The sequence below is a fragment of the Polaromonas sp. P4_F6 genome, assembly GCF_056401275.1.
In genome coordinates this window covers 58,200-70,427 of record NZ_JBFUJQ010000008.1, presented here as the reverse complement: position 1 = coordinate 70,427, position 12,228 = coordinate 58,200, and the positions used below count along the sequence as shown (strand labels likewise).

General features: G+C 63.0%; 11 protein-coding genes. 7 read left to right on the top strand and 4 right to left on the bottom strand.

Going from position 1 to position 12,228, the window contains the following annotated elements:
- The first annotated feature begins 522 nt into the window (after positions 1–522).
- From AC1DUN_RS18190 to AC1DUN_RS18165, 6 genes are all read left to right on the top strand, one after another.
- The gene (locus AC1DUN_RS18190) at positions 523–3,159 is read left to right on the top strand and encodes a two-partner secretion domain-containing protein (protein WP_477715196.1); all 2,637 of its coding nucleotides are present in this window, start codon (positions 523–525) and stop codon (positions 3,157–3,159) included.
- Positions 3,160–3,409: 250 nt separating this feature from the next.
- Positions 3,410–5,095 carry a ShlB/FhaC/HecB family hemolysin secretion/activation protein gene (locus AC1DUN_RS18185; protein WP_477715195.1) on the top strand — a complete coding sequence of 562 codons (1,686 nt, stop codon included), beginning with the start codon at positions 3,410–3,412 and terminating at the stop codon, positions 5,093–5,095.
- Positions 5,096–5,861: 766 nt separating this feature from the next.
- Complete coding sequence (locus AC1DUN_RS18180; RefSeq protein ID WP_477715194.1) at positions 5,862–6,437, top strand: toxin-activating lysine-acyltransferase; 576 nt, start codon at positions 5,862–5,864, stop codon at positions 6,435–6,437.
- 57 nt (positions 6,438–6,494) lie between these two features.
- Positions 6,495–7,811, top strand: coding sequence for a hypothetical protein (locus tag AC1DUN_RS18175; protein WP_477715193.1), 1,317 nt, complete (start codon positions 6,495–6,497; stop codon positions 7,809–7,811).
- Positions 7,781–8,500, top strand: coding sequence for a hypothetical protein (locus tag AC1DUN_RS18170; RefSeq protein WP_477715192.1), 720 nt, complete (start codon positions 7,781–7,783; stop codon positions 8,498–8,500). Before AC1DUN_RS18175 ends, AC1DUN_RS18170 begins: the two co-directional genes overlap by 31 nt.
- On the top strand, positions 8,434–8,928 hold the full coding sequence (locus AC1DUN_RS18165; RefSeq protein ID WP_477715191.1) for a calcium-binding protein: 495 nt from the start codon (positions 8,434–8,436) through the stop codon (positions 8,926–8,928). Before AC1DUN_RS18170 ends, AC1DUN_RS18165 begins: the two co-directional genes overlap by 67 nt.
- Positions 8,929–8,993: 65 nt before the next feature.
- On the opposite strand, the gene AC1DUN_RS18160 is transcribed toward AC1DUN_RS18165, so the two are convergent.
- From AC1DUN_RS18160 to AC1DUN_RS18150, 3 genes are all read right to left on the bottom strand, one after another.
- Positions 8,994–9,329, bottom strand: a complete 336-nt coding sequence (locus AC1DUN_RS18160) for a pentapeptide MXKDX repeat protein (RefSeq protein ID WP_477715190.1) — start codon at positions 9,327–9,329, stop codon at positions 8,994–8,996.
- Between the two features lie 113 nt (positions 9,330–9,442).
- Positions 9,443–10,237 (bottom strand): molybdopterin-dependent oxidoreductase, encoded by a 795-nt coding sequence (locus AC1DUN_RS18155; RefSeq protein WP_477715189.1) that lies wholly within the window; start codon positions 10,235–10,237, stop codon positions 9,443–9,445.
- 31 nt (positions 10,238–10,268) lie between these two features.
- The gene (locus AC1DUN_RS18150; protein ID WP_477715188.1) at positions 10,269–10,865 is read right to left on the bottom strand and encodes a cytochrome b/b6 domain-containing protein; all 597 of its coding nucleotides are present in this window, start codon (positions 10,863–10,865) and stop codon (positions 10,269–10,271) included.
- Positions 10,866–11,057: 192 nt separating this feature from the next.
- Between AC1DUN_RS18150 and AC1DUN_RS18145 the strand changes: the two genes are divergently transcribed.
- The gene (locus AC1DUN_RS18145; protein ID WP_477715187.1) at positions 11,058–11,624 is read left to right on the top strand and encodes a VTT domain-containing protein; all 567 of its coding nucleotides are present in this window, start codon (positions 11,058–11,060) and stop codon (positions 11,622–11,624) included.
- 38 nt (positions 11,625–11,662) lie between these two features.
- On the opposite strand, the gene AC1DUN_RS18140 is transcribed toward AC1DUN_RS18145, so the two are convergent.
- On the bottom strand, positions 11,663–12,175 hold the full coding sequence (locus AC1DUN_RS18140) for an O-acetyl-ADP-ribose deacetylase (RefSeq protein ID WP_477715186.1): 513 nt from the start codon (positions 12,173–12,175) through the stop codon (positions 11,663–11,665).
- Positions 12,176–12,228 lie beyond the last annotated feature (53 nt).

The window sequence follows — 12,228 nt, the reverse complement described above, 5'->3', positions numbered from 1 at the left end:
TGCGCTCCTCGGCCCAGCCAGGACGGGGCAATCGGGAGCGGGGACCGAATACCAAAAGACAAAGAAGACCAATACAAACAAGGACACGCCATGGCGTGTCCTTGTTTCTTCAGGTATTCGGTATTTTTCTCCCATCCCCTTGTGTATGCGCCGAGGAGCGGAGGTTCAGGCGGATAAGGGATCGCGTTGTTTGAGCGAAGCGCAGCGCAGCGAGTTTAGCGAGACCCCGCCTGAACCGAGCACCGCAGGCTGCCCGCAGCGAAGCGGAGGGACGCAGACACCAGGGTCGCCTTTTCTTTTGCTTACTTTTCTTTTGGCGAAGCAAAAGAAAAGTGAGTAGCTGCCGGGCTACCCCCGGCCAGCAAGCCTCAGCAGGGGAAGCAAAGATGGGGAGAAGAAAAAGGTAGAAGGGGGAGGCGCGCCCGCCGGAGCAAGACCCGGCCCACAATTTCATTTGTAATGTTCCCCCTCTGGGCGAGCAGCACCAAGAGGCATACCATCGCTGGCAGGCAAGGAGGAATCATGAAAAGCCACGCCAGCATCAACCGCATCTATCGCCTGGTTTGGAACCCGGTTTCCAACAGCTGCGTTGCCGTGGCGGAGAACGCCAGGGGCCGGGGCAAGGCTGCCGCTTCCCTGGCGATGGCCGGCCTGGTGCTTGCCCTGGCATGCCTTGCGTCGCAGGCCAGGGCCGCCGATGCAGCCAATGCCACGGTGTCGGCCGGTGCGGCCGGCATTGCGACTGTGGGCAACACCACGACCATCAACCAAAGCGGCCAGCGCCTGGCGATTGACTGGACCAGCCTGTCAACCCGCGCCAACGAGGCGCTGGTCTTTCACCAGCCCAATGCCTCGGCCATCGCGCTGAACCGCATCACGGGCAGCAGCCCGAGTGAGCTGCTCGGCAGCCTGACAGCCAACGGCCAGGTGTTTATCCTGAATCCCAACGGTGTGCTGTTTGGCGCGGGTTCGCAGGTCAACGTCGGTGGGCTGGTGGCTTCGACGCTCGGCATGAGCAATACCGACTTTATGGCGGGCAGGCATGTCTTCACGGGTTCGGGCGGTAGCGTCGTGAACCGGGGAATTCTCAACGCGGGGCAGGGTGGTTACCTGGCGCTGCTGGCGCCCGAGGTACGCAATGAAGGCGTGATGACGGCCTCACTGGGCACCGCATTGCTGGCGGCCGGCAACAAGGTCACGCTCAACCTCGACAACGGCAGCCTGCTGGGCTACAGCATCGACCAGGGTGCGATCAGGGCGCTGGCTGAGAACAAACAGCTGATCCAGGCCAATGGCGGCCAGGTGCTGCTGTCGGCCAGGGCCATGGACAGCCTGACCACGGCCACGGTCAACAACACCGGCGTGATTGAAGCCAAAACAATCCAGAACAAGGCCGGCCGCATTTTGCTGATGGGCGATATGGAGAGCGGCACGGTCAATGTGGGCGGGGCGCTGGATGCATCGGCACCCACGGGGGGCAGCGGCGGCTTTGTCGAAACCAGCGCGGCCCACGTGAAGGTGGCCGACGGCGCCGTCATCACCACGCTGGCCGCCAGTGGACACCACGGCACCTGGCTGATTGACCCGACAGACTTCAGCATCGCGGCGGGCAGCGGCGGCCTGACCGGCAGCGGCATAGGCGCGACGACGCTGGGCAACAACCTCAACCTGGGCAACGTCGCGCTGGCAACCAACAATGCGGGCGGCAGCGAGGCCGGCGACATCCATGTCAACGCGGCGGTCACCTGGAACGCCGGCACCACGCTGACCCTGAGCGCCTGGCACAACATCAACATCAACGCCTCCATCACCTCGCAGCACGCCAACGGCAAGCTGGCGCTGGAATACGGGCTGGGCGCGCTCAACGCGGGCAACACGGCGACTTACAACGTGCGCGCCACGGTCAACCTGCGGGCCGGCGACAACTTCAGCACGAAGCTGGGCAGCGATGGCGCCACCGACCAATACAAGGTCATCACCAGCCTGGGAGCGGCCGGCAGCACCACCGGCACCGACCTGCAAGGCATCAACGGCAACCCCACCGGCAACTATGTGCTGGGCGCCGACATCGATGCGAGCGCGACGGTGAACTGGAACGCCGGCTCTGGCTTCGACCCCCTGGGCGGTGTGAACGCGCCGGGCATCTTCGAGGGCCGCTTTGACGGCCTGAACCACAGGATCAGCAACTTGTTCATCAACCGACCGGGCGACAACTTTGTCGGCCTCTTTGGCCTCACACAAAGCACCAGCATCCAGAACCTGGGGCTGGTCGGCGGCAGCATTACCGGCGGCGACTTTGTGGGCGCCATCGCGGGGCAGGGCTGCTGTACCACTTTCAGAAATGTCTACAGCACGGCAGCTGTGCAGGGCAGCGACTATGTCGGCGGGCTGGTGGGCGAACTCAGCGACGGCGGCATCACCGACGCCTACGCCGGTGGCGCCGTGACGGGCAATGACAGGGTCGGCGGGCTGGTCGGCAGCTCGCTGGACGGCACCATCACACGCGCCTACAGCACCGGCCGCGTCAGCGCCACCGGCATGGTGGGCGGGCTGGTGGGCGAGGAGTTCGGCACCGCGGTGACCCGCGACAGCTATTGGGACATTGACAGCTCGGGCCAGACCGGCAGCGCGGGCGGCACGGGCAAGGCCAGCGGCCAGATGCTGCAGGCCGCCACCTTCAGCGGCTGGGACATCGCCACGCAGGGCGGCACCACGGCCACCTGGCGTATTTACGAAGGCCAGACCGGCCCGCTGCTGCGCAGCTTTTTGCAGCCGCTCACGCTGCCCGATACCAGCGTGGTCTTTAACGGCGCGCGGCAGTCGGGCATTGGCGCGCCTGGCGTCACGGCCGCCAGCGGCGTCAACCTCGGCATTTACAGCCCCTGGTCCGGCCAGGAGGGGTTTGACATCACGGGCGGCAGGCTGATCATCAGGCCTGCGGAGCCGGCGCCATTCTTCGTGATGAACGAGGCCTACCGCAGCGCCATGGTTTACCTGGCCGGCGTGGGCCGCCCGGCAAATGCCCAGGCCGGCCAGGACCCCTGCGCCATGGCCGATGCCTTGTCCGCCGCCGGGGTGGAGGCGGGCGACGAGGCCGGCCAACAGGCCTTGGCCGTGCTGCAAGGGGCTTGCCGTGGTGCAAGGCCTCGAGGCTCCTGATGCGCCTGCGCCAGTGCGCTTTCCACGTCAAAGCCCTGGGCGTTGTCGTCTATGTCGCTAAAAATAGGGACATACAGGCCGGCCGCGCTCTGCGACAGTGCGGGAGCGGCGCATCTGCTGCATTTGCAGTATGGCGGCGCGGTTCGGGAATACAGAAAATCGTGGGATGCCGGGAGGACATGGCTGGCGGCCCTGGGGTGGCGGTCGTTGCCGTGTGAAGCCGCGTGAGCGTTCAATCGAAATGACAAAGATGAAATTCAACTCCTTGCCTCTTTCCACCCTGGCCTCGGCGGTCCTGCTGGCGACACACGGCGGCGCCTGGGCCCAGACCCCACCCGTGCCCGATGCCGGCCAGGTGCTGCGCGACCTGCGCCAGGCGCCGGGCCTGCCGCCGCAGCAGGCGGTGCCGCTGCAGCGCATCGAGGAATCCGCAGACCTGAGCCAGCAGGGCCAGGCCAAGGTGCTGGTCAAGTCCATCGCCATCACCGGCAACCAGGAAATCCCCACGGCGGAGCTGCAGCCCCTGGTGGCCGGCCTGGTCGGCGCCGAGCAGTCGCTGAGCCAGCTCAATGCCGCCGCGCGCCGCATCACCGCCTACTACCGTGCCAAGGGCTTTGCCGTGGCCCGGGCCTTTCTGCCGGCGCAGGACATCACCGACGGCGCGGTCACCATCCGCGTCATCGAAGGCCGCATCTCCAGCCACAAGATCAACAACCAGTCGCTGCTCAGCGATGAGCGCGCCCAGGCCTACCTGGGCCAGGTCAAGGACGGCGACGTCATCAAGAGCGACCAGATAGACCGCGGCCTGCTGCTGCTGCAGGACACGCCCGGCGTGAGCACCTCGCGCGCCACGCTGCAGCCCGGCGCCAGCGTCGGCACCTCCGAGCTGCTGATTGAAGTCAACCCCGCCAAGCCCTACAGCGGCAGCGTGGTGGCCGACAACTACGGCAGCCGCTACACCGGCGAATTCCGCCTGGCCGGCACCTTCAACCTCGTGAGCCCGCTCAGGATAGGCGACCAGCTCACGGCCAATGTGCTGACCGCCGGCTCCGGCTTGAGCTTTGCGCGCCTGGCCTACCAGCTGCCCGTGGGCAGCGACGGCCTCAAGGTGGGCGCGGCCTATTCCGACATCCACTACAAGCTCGGCAAGGAGTTTGAAGCCCTGCAGGCCCATGGCACGGCCACCAGCAGCAGCGTGTTCGCGAGCTACCCCTTTATCCGCAGCCAGTTCAAAAACCTCAGCGGCACGGCCTCGTACGAAGACAAGAGCCTGAAGGACTATGTGGACGGCACTGCCACCTTCACGCCCAAAAAAGTCCGCGTCACCAGCCTGGGCCTGTCGGGCAGCCTGCAGGACGCGCTGGGCGGCGGCGGCATCACCAGCCTGGACCTCAGCATCGCCTTCGGCAACCTGAGCATCAACTCGCCCACGGCCCTGGCCATCGACGCGGCCTCGGCCCAGTCCAACGGCAGCTATACACGTTTCAGCTATGGCGCGAATCGCCTGCAGCGCTTTACCGACAGCACCTTTGTGGCGCTGTCGGTGGCCGGCCAGACCGCCAGCAAAAACCTGGACTCGTCCGAAAAATTCTCGCTGGGCGGCATCAACGGCGTGCGTGCCTATCCGCAGGGCGAGGCCAGCGGCGACGAAGGCTACCGTGCGACGGTGGAGCTGCGCCACAACGTGATGCCCAATGTGCAGGCCACCGTCTTCTACGACGTGGGCAAGGTCACCATCAACCGCAATCCCTTCGGCGCGCCAGCCTCCAACAGCCGCAACCTGGCCGGTGTGGGCGTGGGCGTGAATGCCGCCCTGGGCCCGGTGCAGCTGCGCTCATCGCTGGCCTGGCGCACCGACGGCGGCTTGCCTACGTCGATCCCCGCATCGGCGGCCAAGCGGCCCACCTTGTGGATGCAGGCTTCGGTTGCTTTTTGAGATAACTCCCTCTCCCCGGTTCAGCTCCCTCTCCCCCTGGGGGAGGGCGGGGGTGAGGGCCGTTCGCACGCAAGCGGCGCTGAAAAATAACGCGCGGAAGTCTCCAGCACACGCCGCGCATTGAGCTCCATATCAAAACAGGGCGGCCGCGGCGCCTGCACATAAAAAGGCCAGGGCGCCGCGGGCGCGCGGCCTGCTTGCGGGCGGGGCAGGGCTGTGGCGGCCCGGGACTGGGGTGGGTGGGAAAGCTGCATGTCTGTCTGTCCTTGGCCCCGGGTGCAGGGCGGTTTTGTTGTTCTGCAAGAGCCTTCATCGTACTGTATGAACATACAGTTATAACCCCTGATTTACCCCTGGAAACAATGACCCGGGCGCCCGCGGGCAGCGCCGGCGCGCAGCTTCGTTCAGCGCTGCCGGGGTGCCATCGCTTTAAGTCAGTTTTGTGAAAAATTCACAAAAAATCGTTACCACTTTGTCCGCCAAAACACAAAGTGGCCCCCTGATTTTTCCGCGCCTGCCTATTCTTGGCTCATATGAGTAGCACTTAAAAGCTAATAACAAATAAAACCATGGCTTTTTAGTAATGGAAAAGGCGTCTCAATTAAGGATTTGTACAACTTAAGAGTGAGACAGGCATTGACCAGGCAGCAAGGAGACAGGCATGAGTACTTTGTTAATACCTTTCTTTCCGTGGGGCAGGTGCTTTCCCCTTTATGCATGGCACGGCGCCGCTGCCGCCCGCCCATCCTGGTAAAGGAGGCCGGCCATGAGCACGCCCCACACCTTCCCCGCGCCCGCTGACTACAAATTTGCCATCCTCGGCAAGCTGGCCTGGCTCTGGATGRACTCCCCCTTGCACCGCGACTGGACGGTGGACTTGCTCAGCCGCTTCGCGCTGCCGCCCATCGAGCTGGGCCAGTACCTGCTGATTGAGCGCGACGGCATGCCGGTGGCGTACTGCAGCTGGGCCCACTTGAGCAGCCGCGCCGAGGCGGCCTACATGCTGGACGCTTCGCGCATCGCGCTGGCGGACTGGAACGGCGGCGACCACCTGTGGTTCGTCGACTGGGTCGCGCCTTTCGGCAAGGCCGACTCCTGGGAAATGAAAAAGCGGCTGGAAGAAAAATTCCCCACCTCGGTGGCGCGCGCCATACGCGTCAAGCGGGGCGGGCGGGCCGCGCATGTCATGGAGTTCAGGGGGCCGCAAACCGAGCGCCAGGCCGCGCGCACGCTGCTGACGCGGTATTTCCAGGACTTCCTTGCGCATCTTGATAAAGCGCGAAAGCCGCAGGCAAAAAAACCGGGCGCGGAGGCGCCGCATCCCGACAAAACGGCGGCCTGAGCAGGCCTTGAAACCCATCATCCATTTGAAACCCGTCATCCCCATCCGGAGGCCGCCATGCAACTGACCAATGTCGAACTGACAGAGCTTCTTCACGGCGGCCACTTGCCGCAATTTGCCGAGCGCACCGAGAGTGAAGTTTTCAAGAAGATGCTGGAGGCCAGCAACCCCTATGGCGTTTACACCGCCACGGACCGGATTGCGAATGTCTGGGTACGGACCTATGCAACGACGGGCTTGGACAGGCTGAAGGCGCGCATGAACTCCGCATTGATACCGAGTGCAGATCAAGATGAGCTGGCCTTTAAGTTCGATGTGCAAACCAGCTTGATGTTTCAGCACTTCTGGGCCAGCACGGCCTTTATGAGCATCAGCTGGGCCGCGAACCGTCCCTCACTGTACTCAGGCTACCTGGACGGTGACGATGACTATTCGCAGAACCTGGCCATCATCGCCCTGAGCCGCACGGCCATCAACAGCTTTCTTGAAGGATCGCTCCTGATAGCCGATGGCTGGCGATGGAGTCGAAGCATGAGTCCTGTACTCCTGAGCAAACTTGACGAGCGTCATGAGGATCTCCTTAAGGTGAGCACAGCTTCGAAAACTGTCTCTGACGCAGCCGAGGCCCACTGGCTGACATTTCTGCCTGGCGGTGTGCCGGGTGCCGCAGGTGCCATCCTCCCTGGGGAATTGGCTGCCAGGACGGCCTATGAGGGCGCTTTGAAGAAGACGGAGGCCGCCGAGGAAGCCGAAAAAGCGAGTAAGGAAAAATTTGAGAAAGCCCAGAGGAGGGTAGAAAGAACCAAGATGCTGCGCCCCGCCCTGAGCGTTACCACATTCACCGGCTTTGTGCTTAATGCGGTTCCCCAGTTGGCTATGGCGTCGATGACGTTAAAGCATGCCCAGGGGGATTGGCCGGAGTATATCGAGGACCATGGTGATAACAAAAGAGCCATTGATAGAGCGACGGCATCCCTGTTGTTCATTTCGGGCGTGACCAGCATCTTGACCAACGCGCCCAAAGCCGTAAGCAGCCTGGGCGCTGCTCTGAAGAGCCAGGACAAACTGAAGGCTCTCTATGACGATCCCGACATTCGCGGGCTCCTTTCCAAATACGCCGGCGGGTTGACTGCCAACAAGTACAAGAAGCTGGACAACATCAACAAGGGATTCGCGATCACCGGCACCGGTTTTGGCGTTTTTAACGCGGCATTCGGTGTCTCTGCTCTTGCGCCCAACCTGTGGAACCAAAGCCTGAGCGATGCGGAAAAGGGCATGGTCGTCGCGGAGATCGGCATTCAAGTCGCGTCCATGGCCGGTATCTTCGCATTTACCACTCGGACATGGCGGACACGACGCTGCCGGTGGCGCTGACGGGGCTGAAGGCGTATGCCACAGGTGGGCTGGACGCGGCCGCAGGCAACCAGAGCGGTGTTTCGCCCGGAGCCGACGGTGGCGGCCTTGTCCGCGACATCTTCAACCCCAATGCGCTGACCGACAACGTGGTGGGCGTCGGCTGGAACTTGCTGCGGGGAAGCGACAGCAACCTGGCCCATGTGGGAGGAAACAAGCCCTATATCGAGGTGGACCTGAAACAAGTGCGGACCATCTATTCGATCGCGCTGTGGGGGCGGGCGGACGTGCCTGAAGAGAGCAACAACCTGCGCATTTATGTGTCGGAGACCCCATTCCCTGTATCGGCGGCCGCGTATGCAGATCTGGAGGCCAAGTCTCTGGAGGCCGAACCGACGGTCAAGATGCACGAGGTCGAGGAGGTGGATGTTGCGGCGACCACAGCTTTCACCGACACGCTGAAGAGCATAGAAAACCTGGTCGGCACGGCGGTGAACGACACGCTCACCGGCAACGGCAACGCCAATATACTGGCCGGCGGCGCGGGCAATGACACCGTTAAAGGCGAAGGCGGCGATGACCTGATCCGGCAGGGCATGGAGTGGGGTAACGATACGCTCCAGGGGGGGGAGGGCAGGCGGGCATGGACTGGCTCAATGGCGGCGCTGGCAACGACACGCTCAGTGGCGGCGAGGGCGACGATGAGTTAGTAGGCGACAGTGGCAACGACACACTGTGGGGCGAAGCGGGCTCGGATACCTATTGGTTCGGCCGAGGCGATGGGGCGGACCTGGTGCAGGAAAACGACACCACGGCCGGCAATACGGACGTGTTTAAGTTAAGTGATGGCATACGGCATGATCAAGTGTGGTTGCGCAAGGTTGGCAACAACCTGGAGCTCAGCATCATAGGCACCAGCGACAAGGTGACGGTCAACAATTGGTACCTGGGAAATGCCTACCATGTCGAACGGATCAAGACCACAGACCCCTCCAGCAGGCTAACCCTGCTGGATACCGATGTCGACAAACTGGTGGAGGCCATGGCCCAATTCGAACCGCCGGCCGCCGGGCAGACCACGCTACCGGCGAACTACCAGCAGGCACTCGCACCGGTGCTGGCTGCCAACTGGCATTGAAGGTGGGTTAGGCCGCGGCGCAGGCGCCGCGGCCTTTTTTTCGGCTTCTGCTTCCTGCCTGCGTTTTATTTCTTCATCGCATCCTTGCCCATGGCGTCTTTGCCCATGGCATCTTTTTGCATGCCGTCCTTGGCCATGGCGTCTTTTTTCATCTTGTCTTTTTTGGCCATGGCCGTCTTGTCGCCGTCATGCTTCATGCCGTCTTTAGCCATGGCGTCTTTGGCCATCGCGTCTTTAGCCATGGCGTCCTTCTTCATGCCGTCCTTGGCCATGGCGTCCTTGCTGCTCATCGCATCCTTGCCCATGGCGTCTTTTTTCATGGCGTCCTGCGCCGTGGCGCTGCCGCCGGCGGCGAGCAGGCAGGCGGACAGGAGGGCGGCGGTCAAAGTTTGGGTGTTCATGATGGTGTTGTCCTTGATGAAAGAGTGTTGGAAAAGTTGTTGAAGATCAAAAAAACGGCAGGGCGGAGGAATACGTGAATGCCTTGCCGGCGTTGCGGGGCTTCTGAGCGGGCTCAGCTGCCTCCGAACCAGTTGTAGCCCTGGTCTTCCCAGTAGCCGCCAGGGTAGGTGTTGGTGACAAAAATCGCCTGGATGTGTTTGGGGTTTTTGTAGCCGAGCTTGGTGGGCATGCGCAGCTTCATCGGGAAACCGTATTTGGGCGGCAGCACCTGGCCGTCGTAAGTCAGCGCCAGCAGGGTTTGCGGGTGCAGGGCGGTGGCCATGTCTATGCTGGTGAAGTAGTCGTCGGCGCATTTAAAGCCCACGTATTTGGCCGTGGTGTCGGCGCCCACCCGGCGTAAAAAATGGAAGAAGGGAACGCCGCCCCATTTGCCGATGGCGCTCCAGCCCTCGACGCAGATATGGCGAGTGACCTGGTCGGCCTGGGGCATGGCGCGCAGCTCGGGCAGCGACCATTTGCGCCTGTCGGCGACCAGGCCTGCGACTTCGAGGCGAAAGCTTTCTTCCTCCACCTCGCGCACCTCGTCTTCGCCGTAGTAGGCGTTGAAAGGAAAGGGCCGGGTGATCATGGAGTCGGGATAGGTGGGGGCCAGGCGGTTCGGGTCGAACAGTGATGCCTGCACATCGTCGTTGAGGCGCGAGATGCGGCTGAGCGCGCTGTTGACGGATTCGCTGTCGTCGAGCACGCAGCCGCTCAGCATGGCCAGGCCGCCCAGGCTGAGCGAGCCGCGCAGAAAGTTGCGGCGGGCGGTCGAAAGCTTGTGGGCGATGGCGATGCGGTCCACGGCTTCCTTGAGGACGGCATCGCCGTCTATGTGCTGAAGGCGCCTGGGGCGTTGGATGTTCATGGTTGGTTCCTTGAGGTGTGCGGGCCGGTGTTCAGCGGCCGCGCAGCATGTAGACCAGGGTTTTGGGCACCAGGGCCACCATGACCAGGTGCACGACGACAAAGCCGGCCAGCGCGGCCATGCTGAAAAAATGGACCAGGCGCGCGCCTTCATAGCCGCCCATGAGTTCGCGCAGCAGCGGAAACTGCACCGACTTCCAGAGCACCAGGCCTGAAAGCACGATGAGCACGCTGTCAGCCATGACAAACAGGTAGGCCAGGCGCTGCACCATGTTGTAGTGGCGCGGGTCTTCATGGGCCAGCTTGCCTTTGAGGGCGGCCAGCAGGTCGGCCGTGATGCCTTTGAGGGACAGTGGGAAAAACTTGCGGAACAGCCGCCGCGTGAAGAGGTTGAAAGCCAGGTAAAGAATGCCGTTGAAGAAGAGCAGCCACATGGCGGCAAAGTGCCACTGCAGCGCGCCGCCCAGCCAGCCGCCCAGCGTCAGGTCTTTGGGAATCGTGAAGCCCAGGAAGGCGGTGGCGTTGTAGATGCGCCAGCCGCTCATCATGAGCAGCACAACGGCCAGTGCATTGAGCCAGTGCATGGCGCGCAGCCAGCCGGGGTGTATGGCGTTCGGGCTTGTTTTCATCAGGTGCTCCTCAAGGTGCCGCAAGGCCCGGCTGCCTGGGAAGAAGCAAGAAGCCGGGATTTCCGCCGCAGTTTTGCTGCGTGTTGGGCTTTGGTCGGGCGAGCTTGGCGTTTCTTACAGGTTCGCCGAATTTTTTGCAGGAAAATCGCTGACAGCTCCAGCCGATACCCCACAACCGCGTACCACCTACCCATGAAGCGCTTTAAACGACTGTTCGGCGTGCTGGCCTTTCTGGGCCTGCTGCTGGCGCTGTTCCAGCTCTCGGGCCTGCGGGACAACTTCAGCCTGGTGTTTTTGCACCAGAAGTTTCTGGACAACGAGGCCAGCGGGCTGCTGATCTTTATTGCGCTGTTCGCGCTGGGTAACCTGGTCCAGATCCCGGGCTGGATATTCCTGGCGGCCGCGGTGCTGGCGCTGGGCGAATCCTGGGGTGGCGTGGCGACCTATCTCGCGGCGGTGGTGTCCTGCGCTTTCACCTTCTGGCTGATACGCCTGCTGGGCGGCGATGCCCTGCGGCAGATCAAAGGCCGCTGGGTGCAAGGTGTGCTCGCGCAACTCGACGCGCGGCCTGTGGCCGGCATCGTGCTGCTGCGCACGCTGCTGCAGACCGCGCCGGCGCTGAACTATGCGCTGGCGATGTCGGGTGTGAGGTTTCGCGACTACTTGTTAGGCACCCTGCTGGGCCTGCCGCTGCCGATTGCGCTGTACTGCGTGTTTTTTGACTACCTGGCGCGGGTGCTCAAGGTGCCGGGGTATTGAGGAAGGCCTACGATGGACAGGCATTCCCCTGCTTTGGTTCAGGCTCCCGCAAGCAGGCGCTCATAAACCGCAAGGTCTTGCGCCGAAAAGCAGCAGAACACCACTTCTTCCACGGAGGAGGGCTGCTGCAAAGCCTGGCGCACGCTGGCTACCGCGACCTGGGCCGCCAGGTCGATGGGGTAGCCGTAAATGCCGGTGCTGATGCTGGGGAAGGCCAGTGAAGCGACAGCTTTGGCGGCCGCGATCTCCATGGAGCGCTTGTAGCAGGAAGCCAGCAGCCCGGGCTCGCCATTGCCGCCGCCGCGCCAGACCGGGCCCACCGTGTGGATGATGTATTTCGCGGGGAGCTTGTAGCCCTTGGTCGCCTTGGCGTCGCCGGTTTTGCAGCCGCCCAGCAGCCGGCATTCATGGACCAGTTCGGGGCCGGCTGCGCGGTGGATCGCGCCGTCGACACCGCCGCCGCCCAGCAGGGACGAATTGGCAGCGTTGACGATGGCGTCAAGCTGCAATTTGGTGATGTCGGCCTGGACGGCCCGGAGTAGGGCGGGCATGGCGATTCCTTGAGGATTGGCGAGTGCCGAAAAAGCAGGAGGCCCGCGAACGC